The following is a 20,049-nucleotide window of genomic DNA, read 5'->3' on the forward strand; positions in this document are numbered from 1 at the left end:
ATCACTAAAGCCCTCTTTAAAATATAAAACTGCACGAATTGCAGGTATTGCACCCACATAATCTTCAGGACCACCTTTGGCAAAAAGCCCTCCACCAATCGCACCTTGTTCTTGTTGCTCAGCCCACAGTTTATATTCTTCTTCAGTTTTTAAATACATTGTATTCTCCGTTTACCAAGCAGGCTGAGGTGAAGGTTTAGGTGATGGAAATCGAGGAAGTTTTGGAAGTTTGCCTTTTCTTAATTGAATTGCAGCAGCAATCAGTCCAGCAGCCCAAGTTACAAACTCGACAACCGTTGAGGTTTTACCATTCTCATCATCATTTCCACAATCGCATTCATCTGGATCTAAGCGCTTAACTTTACTTGAATCGCCTGCAATTTTTGGGTAGTCTTTTATTTGAGTTTCACTCAGTCTATCTTTAAATTTTATTTCAACAACATGTTTGATATTGTCTTGGGTCGGGGGAAGATTAGGATCTTTCACAATCACCACATCAGGACGACGCACCATACCCTGCCCCTTTTCAAAAGAATAACCTTTTTCAACTTCCCAATACTTTTTAATCCAACCTGGAAGATAAGGGTGTACTTTGGTGATTATTCCTTTTTCCATAATTGGTGCGGGCGGATTCCGATGCATATCATAATTCACTTCTGCTTTGTAAGGGCTTTGATAATTTAAAAATTTATCCAGCTCTCCTAAACGTTCTGATACGCAAGCTTGGTATTGATTGGTTTCTTTCTTTTTTCCTTTGTTGGGATTGACTTCACAATAACAAATCGCCTTACAAATCACTTTTTTATCTTGAAGATCTAAGGCATCGCTGATAATAGCAACGACTTTAATCGTCGGATTTTGAGAGGGTCCTGTCGTTAAAATCCCTTGCGGTTTTCCTTGATCAGCCATTGTCTAATTCATCCACTAAATTAAGATGAATTTCCTCTTCGGAAGGCGTATAGATCCAATCGGTAAAACCTTGGTCATCACTTGCATAAATCGTCGTTGTACCATCTCCCATCGTCACACGAACTCGACGATTCGCTATAGGTTCACCAGTGTTTTGAGCAACCAATTGAAAACGCCCTTGATGGTCTTGTGGTGGTGGGACTGTTTCCTCTCCCTCATCATTTGGATTGCCCATTAACTGAGAACCAAAGGGTGAACTGGGCTCAACAACCACCTGAAATGAGCTTGGCAGTAATTTTGCGCCACAGGCAGTTTTCATTCCAACTAAAGCAACTTGAGTATCATCAGGAAGAATAAAATTAGGTGCACCTTCGGCTATTGGAAAAATGCCTTTACACTTAGGACAAGCGACCATATAACCTTTGCCTGCCATCCCTATACCATTTATTGATATTGTTGGATGACCATGCAAAACAACGCCACCATGATCAGTTTTACAGCCTTGGACAATAATGGGCTTATTCATAACTCTGCTCTTATAATTTAATTTTATTAAAATGATTTATATTTAAATATAAACAATAGTAGTCAATATACTGAATATTGAATCAAAAAAATAGGACTTTTGTAATTTTCAACAAACCAAAACAAGAAATTTATCTTAAAAATTCAAGTATTTAAAAGAGACGAATAAGAATCACATTCAACAAAAAACCCATTGTTTAGTCAGGTATAAACAATGGGTTTAATGTTGGTGATTGCTTTTTTATTTTACAAAGGTTTTCCAAACAAAATCTTGACTTTGACCATGTAATGTCATCGAAAGTTGATCCCCTGAAGCCAAGGCAGCGACCCCTGCTGGCGTTCCTGTCATGATGACATCACCCGGTTCTAAACAGAACACTTGATTAATATCTGCAAGTAAATAAGCAATATCAAAAATCAACAGTGAGGTATCTCCCTTTTGTCGAACTTGATCATTTACAGCAAATTCAAACTTTACTGCCGACCAGTCTTTGACTTCATCTACACTGACCCAATCCGCCAACACACATGAACCATCAAATGCTTTAGCGCGCTCCCAAGGTTGACCTTTTTTCTTTAAATCATCCTGTAAATCACGCAACGTCAGATCCAAACCTAAAGTCACAGCACCAATTGCATCTAAAACTTTGTCTAGATTGGTCTCAGCTTTGAGGGGTTGATCTATACGTAAAGCCAGTTCACACTCATGATGGCAATTGCCCCATGCTTCATTCCAAGAAATACCCTCTTGTAATGAAATCAGACTACTGGGTGGTTTGATAAATAAGACTGGACGGTCTGGAATTGCATTTCCTAATTCTGCTGCATGTGCTGCATAACTACGACCTACACACACAATTTTAGATGGACGTGTACTCATATTATTCCCTTCTTATTGATCACCGTTAAAAACTGTTCAGTCTAATTACTTCTTGAATGTATTGATAAAAATGCTTTGATCTGTGGGTGTTGCAAAAGCACGTTTTGGTACAATCACCACAGTACGATTTTTTAATTCAATCATATAAGTGAGTTTGCCTTCTGCAAATTTCTGTACATCTGAATAATGATGCACTTGTTTCGGTCGTCCACTACTGAATAATTCCATATAATCTTGGAACAGTTCAATGCCTTGCTCACTCTTACCAAATTGGTACTTTACAAACTGACGTTTAAACATCATCGGTAAAAACCAATAGCGCATCAACATCTGTAAAATTAAGAAAAAAGCACCCAAGCAAACGTAGTATTTACCCACACCATCCAAACCAAGATAAATACCCCATACAATGATCCCAATACTGACCAAAGGAGTAAGCAATTGGCTGATTTGTTTTTTTCCAAATGTCGCCAGTTTAAAACCATCTTGAGATTCTTCTAGATTAAGATAATAACGTGCAGATAATGCAGGCTGAGTGTCTGACATAGTTGCTTCAATATAAATATTTTAGGATGCCAAGATATTACACCAGATTAGAGCCTGATAGACCGATTTTCGTCACGTTTTACACAACAGTTCTACTTTTTTCAGCCAAACCCTTTTTAATAACCATAAGACAAAGATCGTCTAAATTGAATGAAGATCACCAAAAATAAAGTTTGCAAAGGAACCGCAATGAAACACGTTTATGTGAATATCAGTTTGATTATTTTGCTTGGAATAAACCAAAATAGTGTTGCAAAATTAGTAGCATGGACAGAAAATATTCCAAGTGCATTAAAACCTTTTGACCAAAATGCACAACAAATTGCTGCAATTGCACAAGATAATATTTTAATTTATCCCCATCCTGCCATTAAAACAGCGTTACCAACCTTGACCAAAAATCCACAACCGATTGCTCATTTTTCTACAGCGGCAATCGTTGTCCCTGTAAGCAGTCAAGAAGTTGCAAAAACGTTAAGCAATTACAGCCAATATGTCGGATTATTTCCCACTTTAAAATCAGCAAAAGTAATAGAATCCGTAGGTCAAGTCAGTCAACTGAAATATCGTATTTCGATCCCTACACCGATCCCTGTTTTAAATTTTAACGAAGATGTTATCTTGCAACATCAAATTGGAGCAAACAGTGTTTCAACACTGGTGATTGATGGACCTATTCCTTATGCAGCAGGAAAATTTGAATGGTTTAGTTTAGGAGAGAATAAAACCTTAATTACCCTAACGCAGTGGGGAGATTTAAATCAGCCGCAAGGATTTTTATTTAAGAAGATTTTAAATGCATTTCCTGAAGTCAAACTTGCCATTCCGAATGGTTCAAGTGCATTTGTATTGGAAGCATTAAAAAATAAGTTTTCAACGAAAAAGATAACCGCATTAAACGCAGGTCAACTGCCTAGTCCTCAATTGAGCACAGCTCAAATCAATAAAATTGTTCAAGTGAGTGCCAATGCTCAACAACCTGTGAGCCTGATATTAAATCCTGTCACAGTTCCTTATACGCATGGTCGTGAAGTTCTACGCTTTACCACCACTTACCAATATATCAATGCAACACCACAACAGTTACAGCGTTGGACTCAACCGATGTCTTATAAAGAAATTTTTCCAAGACAAATCAAAAACATAAAAACAACACCTAGTACTCAACAAGGTCAAGATGCGGAATTTAAAGTCAGTGTAGGTTTAGGTGTGATCAGTATTCCTTTTGATTTTAAGATGCATTTTAGCTACCCCAAAGCGACTGAAAATAACTTCTACGCCAATGGAGGAGATTTGCGCTATCTCAAAGGTCAAATTCAGTTCTTACCTCAAGGCAATGACACTTTATTAAAGATGACCACAACCATCAAAATCGATGAAAAAGCACCATTTTTACTCAAAGCAGCACGTAGCTTACCCTATCATGAAATGTTACCTGCACTGGGGGCAAATGCTATTTTTGCTCAGAAAGTGAAATAATCGGTGTTGCTTGCTATCCCTCATCAATGGGCAATATTTTTAATGGTCGATCCGATATTGAAAAGCAAATAAAGCGGGATTGCCACAATATCCCCGACTAAGGTCACAGGAGTGAGTGCAATCTTCTGTAAAAGGTTTTTCCCATGTAGAGAATAATGTGTTTTACCACTTGTATAGATCTCAATCGGATAATTATGGCTAAAGTGCTGAAATTTCATTTTGTTCATTTCAGCATTTAGACCCACAATATGCCCTACCAATCCAATTTTTCTACGATAGAACTCAGTGTTTTCTTGACCATATTCATATTGACTCAAATCCAACCGAGATAATTGCTGCTGCTCATTTTGGGTTAAATTGTTTTTAGCATAATACAGTTCAATATCAGCACTGAATTTAACCTGTTGTAAATGCTTATCGTCATCGATTTTAGGGAGTAAAGATAATCCAAAATATTCTTCATTTGAACGAACAGGTCTAATTCGCCAATATTTTGGGTCTAAATCAGATTGAATAGTCTCTAAAATTTCCTGATTACCAATATCAATCATATAAGCATATTTTTGCCCAATCACAATTAAAGATGTGTCCAGTTTTTTTATATCAACATTGTTTGTTGAAGAGGAACTTTCTTTTAAGTAGGCAAAGCCAACAATTTGATCCTGATCTACAGTGACTCTATCTGCATGACTAGAAACTACTTTACCTGTGGCTAGCGTTCCAGAATCACTATTATTCCATAAAATTGCTGTACATCCACTCAACAGCGTAACAACAACCATCAGCAAAAATAAAGATTTTTCATACATCAAAACACTGACCTTATTTTTTGTTATCCTTGTCATTGTGACATTTTTTAGGCACAAAAAAACCGCAAAGAAGCGGTTTTTTCAATATTTTATCAAGTTGGTGCGCTCAGAGAGATTCGAACTCCCGACCCCTTAGTTCGTAGCCAAGTGCTCTATCCAGCTGAGCTATGAGCGCGACGTCTTGATGGGACGCATTATACGCCTTTTCATTTTTTTGTTAAGTGCTATTTATCCCGTTATGATCTAAGTGTCTAGTATTTGGGCTATTCCTTTCTAAGTAGCTAAAAAGCAGTCGCTTTAAGCTTTAGCAATCGACCGAAGCATACTTTTTTGCCATTCAGCAACGATCCTCCGAGTCAAATACCAAAATAAATACCCGACTAAACTCAATATTCCGCCAGCCAAACACACGGCTGACCACCCCCAAGAACTATATAAAGTTGTTGCTAAGATTGAACCGATAGAACTACCCAATGCATAAAACAACATATACGCCCCCACCAAACGCCCATGTAACTGAATGTCTGCTTGAAAGATTAAACTTTGGTTAATCACATGTACGGCTTGAATGGCAACATCCAACAAGACAATACCCAAAATAAATATCCAAATTGAAAAATACAAACTGCTCAACACCCACCACGAAATGATCATGAGTAAAAATGCAAATTGGGTGACCTGTTGTGCATAACCGCGGTCTGCCAATCCCCCTACACGAATCGCCATTACTGCTCCGATCGCACCAATCGCACCCAACCAGCCGATTAAACGATGTGAATATTCAAACGGCGGGATAGATAAAGGAAAAACCAAAGCATTCCAAAAAAGATTTAAATTGATAAAAATAATCAAAGCCAATAGACCACGAATTTGTAAAACACGACGACGATATAGTTGTTCAAATACTGAAAATATAATCTGTAAGTAACTGGGCTTTTTAGATAATGCAATACCTTGAAAAGTCATCGGTAGAAATTTCCATAACAGCATACAGGTCATGCTCATACAGATGAGTGAAAATACATAAGTTCCTTGCCACCCGAACCAGTCGGCTAAAGTTCCAGCCACAACTCTGGATAACAGTATGCCCATCAACACGCCAGCTTGAACCGTACCCACTACTTTTCCACGTGCTTCAGCAGGTGCTAATACTGATGCGTATACAATTAGCCCTTGAGTCATTGCTGTTCCCAGCATTCCCACAAGCAAAATACTTGCAAATAGAGCAACAATATGCGTTGAAACAATCAATAAAACCAGTGACACACACAAGCTCAGTATTTGCAACAATATCAATCGCTTTGGTTGTAATAAATCACCTAAAGGCACAATAAAAATCAGCGCAATGATTGAGCCTATTTGAGTCAATGAAACAATGAGACCTGCCCATGAATAAGACAATTTAAAATCTTGAGCAAACAAATCCAGTAAAGGCTGGGCATAATAAACATTTGCCACACTCAACCCAGCAGCACATGCCAATAAAATCACCAAAGCCTGTGGCAGTGTTGAGAAATTTTCTTGATGGGCTTTTATTTGTTGCGCTTGGATCGTCTTATTTTTCATTTCATATTAACCTGGTTTTAATTTGCAACCAGATTAAAACTACTTAAACTTGTTTTAAATTGCAACTGGTTTTATAGTCTTAGTTTTGATGACGTGTAAATAAAATGAATCAAGAAAAATACCAAGCCTGCCCTGTGGCTCGTTCAGTACAGTTGATTGGAGATCGTTGGGTCTTACTGATCATTAGAGATGCTTTTGATGGTCTTAAGCGTTTTAGCGATTTCCAAAAAAATTTAAATGTTGCCAAAAACATTCTCTCCGATCGTTTGACCAAATTAGTTGATGCGCAAATTCTTAAAACTCAACCTGCTTCAGATGGCTCTGCTTATTTAGAATATGCATTAACAGAACAAGGCATTGCCTTATTTCCAATTGTGGTTGCATTCAGACAATGGGGCGAACAATTTTTATTTGATCACAATCAACCCCACTCTATTTTGATAGATCAACATACAGGAGAAGAGTTAGCACTTATGCAACCCATGACAAAACAAGGAAAGCAGATTCTTGCACAAGATACTTTCGTCAAAAAAATCTCTTAGTTGCAAAATGCTTCCCTTGTACTCAACGTGCTAAGCTTTTTCAGTCGTAGAACCTGATGATGGCATTACTCCACCAGCAAATCTTTTGGATTGATGCTGTCGCCATAGACAGGTTTGAGTGTTTTCTCATAGGCTTGTTGGATTACACCTGCTTTAGATAATTTTTCGAGGTCTTGATTTAACCAATCTAAAAGTGCTTTGTCGCCCTTTTTCACTGCAGGTGCAATTAAATCATGCTGACCTAAGCTGGTAATACCTACTGTATAATTTGGGTTCTCTTTTGCCCAAGCCAAAACCAATAAATTATCATGAGCCAGTGCAACACCTCGACCATCTTTCAACGCGTCAAAAGTTTCTGTATTTTGCTCATATTTCTGTAATTTAATTTCAGGATGGGATTTAGAGAAAAATGAATCTGCTGTAGTGCCTTTATTGACCAACAAGGTTTGCCCTTTTAATTGAGCCAGATCTGTAATCGGCTTGGCTTTAGGTGAGACCACTCCCAAAGAAACCTTTAAATAAGGTTTAGCAAAATCGACCACTTCCTGACGCTCAGGTGTCACAGTGAAATTGGCAAAAATAATATCCACTTTATTGGCTTTTAAATATTCAACACGATTGGCTGCCTCAGTTAAAACAAACTGAACTTTATTTTCATCCCCCAATAAGTCTTTGGCAACATGCTTGGCAATTTCCACGTCGAAGCCTTGATTTTTACCTTGTGCATCGAGATAACCAAAAGGTGGTTTATCACTAAATACACCTATACGAACCACCCCATTTTTCTTAATCTGTTCAATACTGTTTGTCGCTGTTTGCTCAGGTTCGACCGTTTTGTCAGTGCTAGCTGTATTTTTATTACACGCCACCAAACCCAAGCTCAATACGGATGCCGCCAGTAAATGAGTGAACTGTTTAAGCGATATATTCATTTCATTATCCTCTGTTCTATTTTGATATTTAAGCGATCGTTATTGTGATGTTTTGTTCAACTATGATTTCGGTGTGACATCCAAAAAGACTTTGGAATCTACGGTTGTGCCATAAACGGGTTGTAGGGTTTGATCGTAAATTTTCTGAATTTCGCCCGTTTTTTGTAAGCTTAAAATTTCATGATTCAACCAAGCTAAAAGTTGCGTATCACCTTTTTTTACGGCTGGGCAATAAAATCTTGGTTTCCAATTTGTTGAATCCCCGCAGTAAATGTTGGGTTTTCCGATGCCCATGCCAAGGCATAAGTGCTGTCTTGCGAAATAGCATCACCACGACCATCTTTTAGGGCATTAAATGCATCGGTATTTTGTTCAAACTTCAATAATTTAATTTTTGGATAGTTCTTGGTGAAATAAATATCAGAAGTTGAACCTTTATTGACGATCAAGGTTTTACCTTCGAGCTGGTGAATATCTGTAATCACCTTAGCTTTAGGCGATACGATACCCAAGGCTGCCTTTAAATAAGGCTGAGCAAAATCAACCACTTGTTTACGCTCAGGTGTGACTGAAAAACTCGCAAATACGGCATCCACTTTACCTGATTTTAAAAATTCCACACGGTTTGTAGCCTCAGTCACCACAAATTCAATCTTATTTTCATTCCCAAGCAGATCTTTGGTCACTCTTTTTGCTAAAGCGATATCGAAACCTTGTGGTTTACCCGCACTGTCCACATAACCAAATGGTGGATTATCGGCAAAAACGGCAACTCGAAAAATTCCTTTCTGCTTGATCTTTTCTAAAGATTGATCCTTTTGTTGATCCTGCGTGATCGATTGCTGTGATTCTGATGAGGGACTACAAGCAGTCATTACTCCCATACATAGTGCGATACCCAATGTTCGAACAGCCGTAGAAATTTTTAAAAAATTCGGAGATTGTGTTAAATAAGATAAAGCCATACTTCCTCGTTATTATTTCTAAATCGATTTGCTAATAATTCAACATATTTAAAAATGCTTTCGCACGTTCAGTTTGTGGCTGCTGAAAAAACTGTTCAGGTGTGGCTTGTTCTATAATTTTACCTTTGTCCATGAAGATAATACGATCTGCGACTTTTCGAGCAAACGACATTTCATGTGTCACGATCAACATGGTCATTCCCTCATGGGCAAGTTTCAGCACCACATCCAAAACCTCTCGCACCATTTCAGGATCTAAAGCCGCTGTAATCTCATCCAGTAAAATCACTTGGGGTTGCATGACTAAAGAGCGCACTATTGCTATACGTTGTTTTTGACCACCCGAAAGTTGTCGTGGATAATCCTGCTTGCGATCATATAATCCGACCCGCTTTAATAATTCATCCGCAACCTTTTCTGCTTCTATGCGAAGGCGTTTCTGAACTTTTAAGGGTCCTAACAGAATGTTATCAATCACATTCATATGTCCAAAAAGTTCGTAGTTTTGAAACACCATGCCAATTTTTTGACGTACATCAACCCATGGTAAATCCTGCCCTAACACCCCCGAACCCTCTAAATAGATCTGACCGCCTTGGATCTTTTCCAAGCCATTAATACAGCGCAACAAAGTGCTTTTTCCACATCCTGAAGGACCCAGAATCACCACAACTTCACCTTGTTTTACGTCCAAATCTATGCCTTGTAAAATATGACTTTCTGCAAATGATTTCTGTAATTGTTGTATAGATAACAAAGTCATCGTGACTCCCAAACTTTTTCTAAATGTGTTGCCAAACGAGATAAGGGATAGCAAATCAGGAAATATAAAAAGAAGATCAAACCATAGATCCACAGCGAGGCATTGGGTACAACCAACAGCGAGTTTTCAATAATTTGTTGTCCAACTTTGATCACTTCCACCACCCCGATCAGGACAGCCAAGGAGCTGGTTTTGATCATACGGGTAAACAAATTGATTGCACCAGGCGTAACACGTTTAAGGCTCAATGGAAAAACCACAAAACTCAAAGTTTGTATTGAGCTCAAACCCAGTGCATAGGCAGCATCCTTTTGATGCTGATCAATAGAGGTGATTGCCGCTCGGACCAAATCACCCATTTCCGCAGTTCCCCACAAAACAAAAACAACAATGCAAACAAACACTGCTGACCATTGCCAGTTAAACCATGTTGCAAAACCAAAGTAGAAAACAAACAGTAAAACCAGAATCGGGATGATGCGTATCGCCTCTAAGTACAGACGACAAATTGCTTTAATCAGAATATTTTTTGAGGTCATGATCACCCCCAAAACAGTGCCAAAAATTGCCGAGAAAAATACAGAAATGAAGGCGATTTTGGCAGTAACCCATAGCCCTTCAAACAACCGAACAAGGTGGCTTGTTTGAAAGAGATAATCAAACTCCATGGCTTGCCCTCCGACTACGGTATTCCAGATAACTGGTAAGAATAGAGACAGGCAATAAAATAATCAGATAGGACAGGATCAGCAGAAACAATGCTTCTGTGGTCTTATAGTCCATACCAATCAAGTCTTTGGTGACAAATAGTAATTCAACCACGGCGATTGCACTGACGACTGAACTTTCTTTAATCAGAAATAAACAGTTTGCCCCAATTGCAGGAATCGAAACGGATAGGGCTTGGGGGAAAACAACATATTGAAAGACTTGCACTCGATTCAGACCAATACTTTCACCTGAATCAATTTGCCCTTGGGCAACTGATTGCAATCCTGCCCGAAACGCTTCCGCCATATAGCTTCCACCTAAGAAGGTCAAACCGATCACACCACAGGTAAATCCATCGATTTTGATTCCTAATTTGGGTAAACCGTAATAAAGGAAAAAAAGCTGAATTAATAAGGGGGTATTGCGAGATAGCTCAATATAGACTTTGGCTATTTTGTCGAATACACGTACTCGATAAGTCATCAAAATACTGCATATTAAACCCACCAAGATGGCAAGAATAATGCTGATGATTGAGATTTTAAGTGTCGTCAGCGTTGCCGAAACAAACTGAGGCATCACACTGTAGATATATTGCCAATTCAAAGAAATCGTCCAGAATAATTATTTTATGCAATGTGCTAAAGCAGAAAAAATGATTTTGAACCATCTTACAGCGATATTTTTTTCTAAATAAATATGATTATCAGATAAGCTTTTCGATAAATATAATGGTCCGTCGTTGATTTTTTATAGAGAATATCGGGGGGACAATCAGAACAATAAAGCACAAGATTCGAAGTGATTAATCCACGTTCACCAACTCCAATTGCTCCATACACGCTGTACAAAAAATCACAGACTCATTGTCCAAGCTTTGAATTTGCAGTTCATAGACAAAGCCTGTCAAGGTTCGATTACAGCCATCACATTGCTGTAAATTAAAATGGCAAATGAAATCCACATGCTCATAGATATAGTATCCGTCTGTATATGCTGTCATGTGATCCCTTCAAAGCCAATATTCTGGTTGTCATTTTAAAGTTTTTAGCTCGAAAATTGGGCTTAGACAACTTGCTTCGCGACAAGAATAGACGCGTATAAATTCATAAATTATTTTGGATTAGCACACAATTTTCTGAGTATAATCATAAATTAATACTTAAATAAAAATGTAAAAAATGGGACATTATTCAACACTTTGGATTTCATCCGATCTCGATAGAATCACGGGTGAAATGGATGAAAATGAAACCTATCAAGAAGTTAAATACTCGATTCCATTATTTTGGTTAGCTTTATTTAAAGCTGAAGACATTCAACCTCTTCAAGATGAAGAAGGCTTAACCTATTACGTCTTTCGTGCAACAATCTTAAAAAGTTGTGAAACATTTAAATCTAGACTCAATATATGGTCAGCACTCTATAATGACGAAAAAGTAGAAATTTTAGCTCAAGCATTTTTACGATATTTACAACGCACTCCAACATTCTCAGTCGAACTTAACGTGACTGATATTATGGGAATGATGATTGATCCGTTTAGCATAGAGGCTAAAAATGAAATGCTGGATATGATCAATTTCATTGAAGAAAAACATCATGATCCCACAAGCCCATCACCATCAAGATATTGGCTTCTAAAATCTTTTGAGCTAAAAACACCACAACATCGATATTTAGATATAGACGGTTTTGGTGAGTCTTTACTGCCTTGTGTTGAAGTAGATATATGGTTAAATAGAAACGAAAAGTTAGATAATTCTATTGAAAATAAATTAAACAAATCTTTTGATGAAGCACATTTTTATCAAATACTCTTATCCAAAGAGGAAATATCATCAGACATCCCATTAAATTATAAACATCGGTTCTTATTTCTCACTCGAATCAAAAATAGAGAGCTACGCAAATGGCTCTTTCAAGTATTTTTCTTTAATGAAATCCTATTTTTCTCTTTATTGTGGCTTAGCCTATGTTTAAGTAGCATTTTTATGCTTTTTAACATTAAAACTATTTCCTATTTTGAGATAACTGGCATTGTTATTGGGCTTATTGCATTTAGCTATTTTATTTTTCGAAAAATTGTGAAGAGAATCAATATACTAAAAAACTAAAATTAGTTTATCAAATTACAGACACAAAAAAACCGCAATGAAGCGGTTGATTTACCATCCGAAGATGTTCAAGTTGGTGCGCTCAGAGAGATTCGAACTCCCGACCCCTTAGTTCGTAGCCAAGTGCTCTATCCAGCTGAGCTATGAGCGCAATACTTGTGTTGCCTAAAGGCGTTCGTTACATGTTGATTAACTTATTGGTGCGCTCAGAGAGATTCGAACTCCCGACCCCTTAGTTCGTAGCCAAGTGCTCTATCCAGCTGAGCTATGAGCGCGTCATAAGTAATCGTTGGCGGTGAGAGAGGGATTCGAACCCTCGATACAGTTACCCGTATGCATCCTTAGCAGGGATGTGGTTTCAGCCACTCACCCATCTCACCGTAACGAGCCGCCATAATACAAAGTTAAACCCGATTCGGCAAGTGATGATATTAAAAAAAATAGAGAAATTTACTCAATTAAATACTTTTTAAGCGTTTTTCATCATTTTGTTGTTTTTTTATGCTGCAAAATATTCATCATCTTAAAAAACATGCCCAATTTCTAAAAAAACCAAATTAAAAACACAATATTGCAATCAATTACGTGCAGTATTGCACGGTATGTCTTATGCTAATCCTATCTTCTGACTAGAAACCAAATACATCATGAAAAATTGGGTCGATCCTGAAGCCAAAGCTGAAGCTGAGCGTTACGACAATCCCATTCCAAGTCGTACACTGATCTTAGAAATCATTGAGCAAAAACAAGAAGCATTATCACATGCCGATCTTGTAGAACTGTTTGAAATTGTCGATCAGAAAAGTATAGATGCTTTAAGCCATCGTTTAAGTGCAATGGTACGTGATGGTCAGTTGATGAAAGATGGTTTTAAATATCAACTCATGGCAGATCAACCGACCCTTGATGCCACTGTGTATGTCAATGCAAAAGGCTTAGGGGTTGCCAGTCTGGATGGTAAAAAAGATGAATACCTGCTACCTGAGCGTGAATTACGCCAAGTCTTTCATGGTGACCGAGTAAAAGTTCAGCAAACCTCTGTCGACCGTAAAGGTAAAGCTTGGGGATATATCACCGAAGTGACTCAACGCCGAGTGAAGCAATTGATTGGTAAAGTTGCAGAATTTGATGGTGAGTACTTTATACAACCAGCCAATCCAAATGCACACCAACCCATTACCTTAGAAAAAGAACTCATTGAGCATGCCAAAGCCAAAGTGGGTGATGCTTTACGTGTAGAAATTGATGACTATCCTACTCGGGACGAATTTGCGACAGGTCATGTGATTCAGTCCATGGCGGATAAAGCAGATACTGAAATTATCATCCCACAAACCATTTTAGAATATGGTTTACCTTATGAATTCCCAGAAGAAGTCATCAAAGAGGCTGAAGCTTATAAAGAACCTTCAGCAAAAGATCGACAAGGGCGTATAGATTTACGTGATTTGCCACTAGTCACCATTGATGGTGAAGATGCTCGTGATTTTGATGATGCTGTTTATGCTGAAAAACGTGCAGGTGGTGGTTATCGTGTAGTTGTGGCTATTGCTGATGTCAGCCATTATGTGCGAATCGGTCAACCTTTAGATGATGAAGCACAAGAGCGTGGTACATCCGTGTATTTCCCTCACTATGTATTGCCGATGTTGCCTGAAGCATTATCAAATGGGTTATGTTCTTTAAATCCACATGTTGACCGTTTATGTATGGTCTGTGATTTAAATCTCAGCCGTGCAGGTCGGGTAACTAAATTTGAATTCTACCCATCGGTGATGCATTCAAAAGCACGATTAACATACACTCAAGTTGCACAATACTTAGATGGCGACAGCAATGCGATTCCTGAAGATCGTGATGTGCGTAAATCTGTCAATACACTTTACCAATTATATGAAACATTAAAAGGTTTACGTGCACAGCGTCATGCAATGGAATTTGAAACCGTTGAAACGTACATGACCTTTGATGAATTAGGTGGAATTAAAGAGATTTTACCGCGCACTCGAAATGTTGCACACAAACTGATTGAAGAATGTATGTTGCTCGCCAACGTTGCCGCAGCAGAATATTGTTTAAAAAATGAAGTCCCTATGCTGTACCGTGTGCATGAAGCACCAGAGTTTTCACGCATTCAAAAAGTCAAAGACTTTGTCAAATTACTTGGTCTTAAATTCCCTGATCAGCCGACACAGGCGGACTATCAAGCTGTTATTGAAGCGACCAAAGATCGTATTGATGCGCCAAGTATCCATGCAGTGTTGTTACGTTCAATGATGCAAGCTTATTATGGACCAAAAAATGTAGGTCACTATGGTTTGGCTTATGAAGCATATACTCATTTTACCTCACCAATTCGTCGCTACCCTGACCTGCTCTTACATCGTGCGATTAAAGCCAGTTTAACCAACAAAAAGTATCCACTTTCAGGTGCGGCGTTAGAAGATGCAGGTGAACATTTCTCTGCAACTGAACGTCGTGCAGATGAAGCTTCTCGTTCTGTTACTTCATGGTTGAAATGTCACTATATGCAACAGCATTTGGGTGAAGAGTTTGTTGGTGTAATCAGTGCAACGGCTGAGTTTGGATTATTCATCACCTTAAAAGACTTGTATGTCGATGGTATGGTGCATGTGAGTCAGTTGGGCGATGACTATTTTGTTTATGATCAAGTGAGCCAAACTTTAATTGGACAAAACCGTGGACAAGTTTTTGGTCTAGGTGATGAAGTGAAGATTAAGGTTGCTGGCGTCAATCTGGATGAGCGTAAGATTGATTTTGAGTTGTTGCAACAACTGTCTCATGCAGGTCGTGCGATTCGCAGTCGTGCTCCACGTGTTGCCAAACCAACAGCAAAAGAAGAAGTTTTCTCTGAGCGTCCAAACAAGGCTAAATCTGAATCTGATCGTTCAAATGTCAGTGAAGATGGAGAACGCCCCATTCGAAAGAAAAAAGCCAAAGGAAAACCCAGCTCTTACAGTAAAAAATCTGGAAAAAGTGCTGCAACTCAGCCTGAAACAAAGGCTAAAGATAAAGTGAAGAAAAAGGTAAAAAAGAAAAAGTCGAATGCGAAAGCAAAAGATGAATAATTTTTTAGGAAGCCTTACTTTGTAAGGCTTCTTTTGATTAATTGAGTCACTTTATCATTCAAAATATGCAAAATAAAAATATAAAATCTATTGTTTGTTTGATCTATATTTATATGCTCGTCAGTGCGATCTGGGTTAAATCAAATGCAAGCTTTTTACTTAACCCTAAGTTAGATATTGCATTATTGGTGCTTTGTGCAGTACTCACGATAATTGCTACAATTTTAATTTATGTTTTTAGAAAAAATATCAAACAAATTGATCCTTTAAATATAATTTATGATCCAGAAAAAGCTTTTAATTTATTATGGTTACCCCTACTTATTTTCTTTTTTATTGATTGCCAAGTTTCTGGAATTGTTCCTATAGCATATACCTCACTTTTGGGAGAACAGAAACTGATAAATGTTCAAACACATACCATTTATAAATCAAATCGCCGTAATTTTTTCACGTGTAATTATCAATTGGGTATCAATGATCATTCTAATGAATTTCTAAATCTCTGCATTTCAGAAGATTTCTATAACAAATTTAAGGATCAGCAAGAAATTCCGACTCAACTTATTGTCGTTGAGTCACCATTAGGCTCTTTAATTACTCACATTAAAGTATTTAGTCACGGATGATTCCATTCGTTAAAATTGAAATGTTCAATATGCGTTTACTCTATAATTATTAAATAAGAATAGCCCAAGAAGCAAAGTTATGAAAATTAAAACCACCATGTCACTTGCAACACTGTTACTCAGCTGTGTAGCTTCTGCTGAAACCATCACCTTTAAAACTCAAACGATTCCTTCAAAATACACAAACTTTTCAGGAACTATTCCTTTTATCCAAGGCAAAGGCTTTGAAAAAATCAATCAACAGATCCAGCAAGAACTTTTAGCAGATGAAACGTCTCGAATTGATTTTAGTTCAGAGCAGGTTTATCAAAATCACGATTATTTAAGTATTCATATCCATTTAGAGATTGAAGGTGGTCGAAGTTATTATCGTGAAAAATACTATGTGATCGATTTAAAAAAGAAACAATTCGTGACTTTGCCACAATTACTCAAAAAATATCAATTGTCCGCAAGCCAAATTTCAAGTGAGATTGCCAAACAACTTGATCCATGTATTGAGCAACAAAAATCAGCAATCGCTGAGACTTGTGACAGCGCAGATCTGCAATATCTATATCGAGACTATGCAGAAGATCGAAAGATCATTGATCTAAAAAAAGCAGATGGTTTTTATCTGAACAAAGATATTTTAGGCATTAGTTTCGATGCTGGACCATTTTCTGTACCTTTCGAATACAACATCAAAACCAAACAGTTAAACTAAGCACTGTGTTAATTTTATTGTTATACCTTGATTTCGCCACTTAAAAGCCCTACATCTATCTATAACTTTAGAATTGATATGGCATAAAGCATATGACATTAGAAAAGGCAACTTTGCCTGTCCCCCAATTTGATCAAATCACCTTAGATCAACTTCAACACAATATTGAACAAGCCATTCAAAATGGTCAAAACTTTTTAAACGAATTGACTCAAGTTCCTGAAACGATTCAGCAACAACTTACAGTGATTGAAACGGTAGATACACTTGAAAACAATATGAGTGAATCTTGGGGAATTTTGTCACACCTCAATGCGGTCATGAACAATGCCGAAACACGCGAAGTGTATCAAGCCTTATTACCAAGCCTCAGCGAATACTACACTCAGCTTGGTCAACACTTTGCTTTGTTTCAGACCTATCAAAATGTCTATGACAACTCTATTTTTGCTGACTTATCAGCAGCTCAACAGAGTGCAATTAAACTCGCGCTTCGAGACTTTAAGCTTTCAGGTGTCGCTTTAGAAGGTCAAGCCAAAAAACGCTATGCTGAAATTTCAGCACGTCTCTCACAACTCTCGTCAGACTTTTCAAATCATGTTTTAGACTCGACCCAAGCATATAGTAAAGTTTTAACGACAGACCAGTTAAAAGGTTTACCGCAAAGTAGCATCGAATTGCTCAAACAATATGGACAGCAACGTGAGTTAGACCAACCTGTTGCTACTTTAGATATTCCATCCTATTTGGCGATCATGACCTATGCTGATGATCGGGCTTTGCGTGAAGAGCTTTACCATGCCTACGTAACACGTGCATCTGATCAAGCAATTGACACACAGTTTGACAATGCGCCGGTCATGGTTGAAATCCTGAGCTTACGTCAGGAGATGGCAAAGCTTTTAGGTTTTGACAATTATGCTGAATATTCACTTGCATCAAAAATGGCACCCGATGTTGCCACTGTAGATCAATTTCTTGTGGATTTAGCAGAACATGCGCGCACTCCAGCATTAAAAGAAGTTGATGAACTCAAAGCCATCGCTCAACAAGATGGTATCGATGAACTGAAAGCCTGGGACAGTACCTACTATTCTGAGAAACTTAAGGTTCAACAGTTCAATCTTTCTCAAGAAGATTTAAAACCTTACTTCCCTGCACCTAAAGTCATTCAAGGCTTATTCAATGTTGTAAAACGCTTGTATGGTATCCAAGTGATTGAGCGTGAAGCTCCACTTTGGCATAAAGATGCACACTACTATGAGCTAGAAGATAAAGGGACTGTAATAGGTGGATTCTATTTTGACCTTTATGCCCGCAATGGTAAACGTGGTGGTGCATGGATGAGTGGCTTCCGGTCACGTATGCAAACCGAAACAGGTTTACAAAAACCAATTTGCTATATGGTTGGAAATTTCACCCCTCCTGTAGGTAATCAACCTGCGTTATTAACACATGATGAAGTGAATACCTTATTCCATGAGTTTGGTCATGGCTTACATCACATGTTAACCGAAGTGGATAATATCGCAGTTGCAGGAACACACGGTGTGGCTTGGGATGCAGTTGAATTACCAAGTCAATTTATGGAGTTTTGGACCTGGGACCGTGAAAGTTTAGCTTTAATCAGTGAACATATCGAATCTAAAGATACACTGCCCGATCACCTGCTTAAAGCATTGTTGGATGCACGTTTCTTCCAATCAGGTATGCAAACGTTACGTCAAATCGAATTTGCTTTATTTGACTTAACCATTCACAAGCTCACTCCTGCACTGAATGCAGAACAGATCCAAGCGACTTTAGATGATATTCGCCATAAATATGCAGTGTTAGCAACTGCACCTTATAACCGTTTCCAAAATGGGTTCAGTCATATTTTTGCAGGAGGTTATGCTGCAGGCTATTATTCCTACAAATGGGCTGAAGTTTTAGCCAGTGATGCTTTTGACCGTTTTGAAAATGAAGGTGTTTTTAACACCCAGACTGGACAAGAATTTCGTAAGGCAATTCTTGCAGTTGGCGGAAAAGATACAGCACTTGACGCATTTATCAATTTCCGTGGTCGTGAGCCAAAAATAGATGCATTATTGCGTCATCAAGGTTGGACGAATAGCTAAAAAAACGCTTAAACTAACGGTCAAAATTGTTTAAAGTGTGGTGGGTGTATGAATATTAAACGTCGTTTCATTGCTGGTGCAAAATGTCCGAAATGTGAAGCGATGGATCGTATTGTAATGCTCACCCAAGGCGATGCTGAATGGATTGAATGCATCGAGTGTGGTTACTCTGAAAATCGCCCTACTCATGTAGATGCGCCTGAAGAGCCAGCCATACCTGATGAAATTGGGGTGATTCAATTCAAGCCTCGCTCTTCAAAATAAATTGGATCTTATAAAATGTATGTAGAAGAAAGAAATAATTCAAAATTAATGTGGATCATTGCAGGTGGCTTAATAGCGGTTATTTTATTAATTGCAGGTTTTTTCTGGTTGAATCATTCATCTGAAACGGCACAAAATAATGAGCAAATTCATCAAACTGCACCTGCCAAAAAAGTACCAGAAACTGCTCCAGTTACCGCACAGCCGGCTGAGCAAAGCACTTCTGCAACCAATGTGGAATTAGTCAATGAAACGATTTTAAAAGATAAAGTCCCAGAGAATGCCAGTTTGGCAAAAGAGGAAGTTGCCAAGTTAGAAGACATTCAAAAACAATTGGATGATCAACAGCAGAACCTCACCTCTCAACATGCGGATGCAGATCAATTGATTAAGTTGAAAGAAGAGCAAATTAAAATATTAGAACAACAACTTGCTGCTCAAAAGCAATAAAGCGGTGGATTCATAAAAGCCTAAACAAACACACTGTTTAGGCTTTT

Annotated in this window: 20 protein-coding genes, 4 tRNA genes and 1 pseudogene; 9 read left to right on the plus strand and 16 right to left on the minus strand. The window is 38.0% G+C overall.

The features are described from left to right. Positions 1 to 171: 171 nt before the first annotated feature. From ACINWC743_RS14820 to ACINWC743_RS14835, 4 genes are all read right to left on the minus strand, one after another. Entirely contained in the window at positions 172 to 909 is a 738-nt protein-coding gene (locus ACINWC743_RS14820; protein WP_004825130.1) for a VRR-NUC domain-containing protein, read from the minus strand. After that, the gene (locus tag ACINWC743_RS14825; protein WP_009586039.1) at positions 902 to 1,435 is read right to left on the minus strand and encodes a PAAR domain-containing protein; all 534 of its coding nucleotides are present in this window, start codon (positions 1,433 to 1,435) and stop codon (positions 902 to 904) included. The genes ACINWC743_RS14820 and ACINWC743_RS14825 overlap by 8 nt, the downstream gene beginning before the upstream one ends. 240 nt (positions 1,436 to 1,675) lie before the next feature. Next, a complete protein-coding gene (locus ACINWC743_RS14830; protein ID WP_005033976.1) occupies positions 1,676 to 2,314 on the minus strand; it encodes a fumarylacetoacetate hydrolase family protein in 639 nt (212 codons plus the stop codon). Positions 2,315 to 2,359: 45 nt separating this feature from the next. Continuing rightward, the gene (locus ACINWC743_RS14835) at positions 2,360 to 2,860 is read right to left on the minus strand and encodes a YcxB family protein (protein WP_004825133.1); all 501 of its coding nucleotides are present in this window, start codon (positions 2,858 to 2,860) and stop codon (positions 2,360 to 2,362) included. Positions 2,861 to 3,049: 189 nt separating this feature from the next. Here ACINWC743_RS14835 and ACINWC743_RS14840 point away from each other — a divergent pair, with 189 nt between their 5' ends. Continuing rightward, positions 3,050 to 4,339: a hypothetical protein gene (locus tag ACINWC743_RS14840; RefSeq protein ID WP_009586031.1), complete on the plus strand. Its 1,290-nt coding sequence runs from the start codon at positions 3,050 to 3,052 to the stop codon at positions 4,337 to 4,339. A gap of 23 nt (positions 4,340 to 4,362) precedes the next feature. On the opposite strand, the gene ACINWC743_RS14845 is transcribed toward ACINWC743_RS14840, so the two are convergent. The 3 genes from ACINWC743_RS14845 to ACINWC743_RS14855 form a co-directional block, all read right to left on the minus strand. Then, entirely contained in the window at positions 4,363 to 5,148 is a 786-nt protein-coding gene (locus ACINWC743_RS14845) for a hypothetical protein (RefSeq protein ID WP_009586027.1), read from the minus strand. Between the two features lie 98 nt (positions 5,149 to 5,246). Beyond that, positions 5,247 to 5,323: transfer RNA gene (locus tag ACINWC743_RS14850), tRNA-Arg, on the minus strand. A 122-nt stretch (positions 5,324 to 5,445) separates the two neighbouring features. Then, positions 5,446 to 6,714 (minus strand): MFS transporter, encoded by a 1,269-nt coding sequence (locus tag ACINWC743_RS14855; RefSeq protein WP_009586032.1) that lies wholly within the window; start codon positions 6,712 to 6,714, stop codon positions 5,446 to 5,448. A 104-nt stretch (positions 6,715 to 6,818) separates the two neighbouring features. Between ACINWC743_RS14855 and ACINWC743_RS14860 the strand changes: the two genes are divergently transcribed. Next, positions 6,819 to 7,256, plus strand: coding sequence for a winged helix-turn-helix transcriptional regulator (locus ACINWC743_RS14860; protein ID WP_005033986.1), 438 nt, complete (start codon positions 6,819 to 6,821; stop codon positions 7,254 to 7,256). Between the two features lie 65 nt (positions 7,257 to 7,321). Here the strand turns inward: ACINWC743_RS14860 and ACINWC743_RS14865 are convergent, their stop codons facing one another. The 6 genes and pseudogenes from ACINWC743_RS14865 to ACINWC743_RS14890 all read right to left on the minus strand — a co-directional run bounded on the left by ACINWC743_RS14865 (position 7,322) and on the right by ACINWC743_RS14890 (position 11,630). After that, positions 7,322 to 8,188 (minus strand): cysteine ABC transporter substrate-binding protein, encoded by an 867-nt coding sequence (locus ACINWC743_RS14865; protein WP_005033989.1) that lies wholly within the window; start codon positions 8,186 to 8,188, stop codon positions 7,322 to 7,324. A gap of 60 nt (positions 8,189 to 8,248) precedes the next feature. Further along, positions 8,249 to 9,072 (minus strand): annotated as a pseudogene (locus ACINWC743_RS14870) (transporter substrate-binding domain-containing protein). Between the two features lie 112 nt (positions 9,073 to 9,184). Beyond that, positions 9,185 to 9,916, minus strand: a complete 732-nt coding sequence (locus ACINWC743_RS14875; RefSeq protein WP_009586058.1) for an amino acid ABC transporter ATP-binding protein — start codon at positions 9,914 to 9,916, stop codon at positions 9,185 to 9,187. After that, positions 9,913 to 10,584 carry an amino acid ABC transporter permease gene (locus ACINWC743_RS14880; protein ID WP_009586052.1) on the minus strand — a complete coding sequence of 224 codons (672 nt, stop codon included), beginning with the start codon at positions 10,582 to 10,584 and terminating at the stop codon, positions 9,913 to 9,915. Before ACINWC743_RS14880 ends, ACINWC743_RS14875 begins: the two co-directional genes overlap by 4 nt. Then, on the minus strand, positions 10,574 to 11,233 hold the full coding sequence (locus ACINWC743_RS14885; protein WP_009586062.1) for an amino acid ABC transporter permease: 660 nt from the start codon (positions 11,231 to 11,233) through the stop codon (positions 10,574 to 10,576). The genes ACINWC743_RS14880 and ACINWC743_RS14885 overlap by 11 nt, the downstream gene beginning before the upstream one ends. A 199-nt stretch (positions 11,234 to 11,432) precedes the next feature. Next, on the minus strand, positions 11,433 to 11,630 hold the full coding sequence (locus ACINWC743_RS14890; RefSeq protein ID WP_004825146.1) for a hypothetical protein: 198 nt from the start codon (positions 11,628 to 11,630) through the stop codon (positions 11,433 to 11,435). Positions 11,631 to 11,865: 235 nt separating this feature from the next. Between ACINWC743_RS14890 and ACINWC743_RS14895 the strand changes: the two genes are divergently transcribed. Further along, positions 11,866 to 12,744, plus strand: coding sequence for a hypothetical protein (locus ACINWC743_RS14895; RefSeq protein WP_228129114.1), 879 nt, complete (start codon positions 11,866 to 11,868; stop codon positions 12,742 to 12,744). A 74-nt stretch (positions 12,745 to 12,818) separates the two neighbouring features. Here the strand turns inward: ACINWC743_RS14895 and ACINWC743_RS14900 are convergent. From ACINWC743_RS14900 to ACINWC743_RS14910, 3 genes are all read right to left on the minus strand, one after another. After that, positions 12,819 to 12,895, minus strand: a tRNA-Arg gene (locus tag ACINWC743_RS14900). A gap of 47 nt (positions 12,896 to 12,942) precedes the next feature. Continuing rightward, positions 12,943 to 13,019, minus strand: a tRNA-Arg gene (locus ACINWC743_RS14905). Positions 13,020 to 13,034: 15 nt separating this feature from the next. Further along, positions 13,035 to 13,124 (minus strand) — tRNA-Ser (locus ACINWC743_RS14910). 264 nt (positions 13,125 to 13,388) lie between these two features. Between ACINWC743_RS14910 and rnr the strand changes: the two genes are divergently transcribed. From rnr to ACINWC743_RS14940, 6 genes are all read left to right on the plus strand, one after another. Further along, positions 13,389 to 15,833, plus strand: a complete 2,445-nt coding sequence (rnr, locus tag ACINWC743_RS14915; protein ID WP_193786309.1) for a ribonuclease R — start codon at positions 13,389 to 13,391, stop codon at positions 15,831 to 15,833. 65 nt (positions 15,834 to 15,898) lie between these two features. Next, positions 15,899 to 16,462: a hypothetical protein gene (locus ACINWC743_RS14920; protein WP_005034104.1), complete on the plus strand. Its 564-nt coding sequence runs from the start codon at positions 15,899 to 15,901 to the stop codon at positions 16,460 to 16,462. 79 nt (positions 16,463 to 16,541) lie between these two features. Further along, positions 16,542 to 17,168, plus strand: coding sequence for a hypothetical protein (locus ACINWC743_RS14925; protein WP_009586029.1), 627 nt, complete (start codon positions 16,542 to 16,544; stop codon positions 17,166 to 17,168). Positions 17,169 to 17,260: 92 nt separating this feature from the next. Next, positions 17,261 to 19,288: a M3 family metallopeptidase gene (locus ACINWC743_RS14930; protein WP_009586045.1), complete on the plus strand. Its 2,028-nt coding sequence runs from the start codon at positions 17,261 to 17,263 to the stop codon at positions 19,286 to 19,288. Between the two features lie 54 nt (positions 19,289 to 19,342). After that, positions 19,343 to 19,552 carry a YheV family putative zinc ribbon protein gene (locus ACINWC743_RS14935; RefSeq protein WP_171064900.1) on the plus strand — a complete coding sequence of 70 codons (210 nt, stop codon included), beginning with the start codon at positions 19,343 to 19,345 and terminating at the stop codon, positions 19,550 to 19,552. 15 nt (positions 19,553 to 19,567) lie between these two features. Further along, on the plus strand, positions 19,568 to 20,002 hold the full coding sequence (locus ACINWC743_RS14940) for a hypothetical protein (protein ID WP_009586049.1): 435 nt from the start codon (positions 19,568 to 19,570) through the stop codon (positions 20,000 to 20,002). Positions 20,003 to 20,049 lie beyond the last annotated feature (47 nt).

Origin of the sequence: Acinetobacter sp. WC-743, assembly GCF_000335555.1 — a bacterium.
GTDB classification, from domain to species: domain Bacteria; phylum Pseudomonadota; class Gammaproteobacteria; order Pseudomonadales; family Moraxellaceae; genus Acinetobacter; species Acinetobacter bereziniae.

Bases quoted from the DNA above. Each gene is read 5' to 3' on its own strand.
- ACINWC743_RS14890 (WP_004825146.1), bottom strand. From the start codon at position 11,630: ATGACAGCATATACAGACGGATACTATATCTATGAGCATGTGGATTTC.
- ACINWC743_RS14930 (WP_009586045.1), top strand. From the start codon at position 17,261: ATGACATTAGAAAAGGCAACTTTGCCTGTCCCCCAATTTGATCAAATC.
- ACINWC743_RS14845 (WP_009586027.1), bottom strand. From the start codon at position 5,148: ATGTATGAAAAATCTTTATTTTTGCTGATGGTTGTTGTTACGCTGTTG.
- ACINWC743_RS14855 (WP_009586032.1), bottom strand. From the start codon at position 6,714: ATGAAAAATAAGACGATCCAAGCGCAACAAATAAAAGCCCATCAAGAA.
- ACINWC743_RS14925 (WP_009586029.1), top strand. From the start codon at position 16,542: ATGAAAATTAAAACCACCATGTCACTTGCAACACTGTTACTCAGCTGT.
- ACINWC743_RS14865 (WP_005033989.1), bottom strand. From the start codon at position 8,188: ATGAATATATCGCTTAAACAGTTCACTCATTTACTGGCGGCATCCGTA.
- ACINWC743_RS14825 (WP_009586039.1), bottom strand. From the start codon at position 1,435: ATGAATAAGCCCATTATTGTCCAAGGCTGTAAAACTGATCATGGTGGC.
- ACINWC743_RS14840 (WP_009586031.1), top strand. From the start codon at position 3,050: ATGAAACACGTTTATGTGAATATCAGTTTGATTATTTTGCTTGGAATA.
- ACINWC743_RS14820 (WP_004825130.1), bottom strand. From the start codon at position 909: ATGGCTGATCAAGGAAAACCGCAAGGGATTTTAACGACAGGACCCTCT.
- ACINWC743_RS14830 (WP_005033976.1), bottom strand. From the start codon at position 2,314: ATGAGTACACGTCCATCTAAAATTGTGTGTGTAGGTCGTAGTTATGCA.
- ACINWC743_RS14940 (WP_009586049.1), top strand. From the start codon at position 19,568: ATGTATGTAGAAGAAAGAAATAATTCAAAATTAATGTGGATCATTGCA.
- ACINWC743_RS14920 (WP_005034104.1), top strand. From the start codon at position 15,899: ATGCAAAATAAAAATATAAAATCTATTGTTTGTTTGATCTATATTTAT.
- ACINWC743_RS14860 (WP_005033986.1), top strand. From the start codon at position 6,819: ATGAATCAAGAAAAATACCAAGCCTGCCCTGTGGCTCGTTCAGTACAG.
- ACINWC743_RS14895 (WP_228129114.1), top strand. From the start codon at position 11,866: ATGGATGAAAATGAAACCTATCAAGAAGTTAAATACTCGATTCCATTA.
- ACINWC743_RS14875 (WP_009586058.1), bottom strand. From the start codon at position 9,916: ATGACTTTGTTATCTATACAACAATTACAGAAATCATTTGCAGAAAGT.
- ACINWC743_RS14880 (WP_009586052.1), bottom strand. From the start codon at position 10,584: ATGGAGTTTGATTATCTCTTTCAAACAAGCCACCTTGTTCGGTTGTTT.
- ACINWC743_RS14835 (WP_004825133.1), bottom strand. From the start codon at position 2,860: ATGTCAGACACTCAGCCTGCATTATCTGCACGTTATTATCTTAATCTA.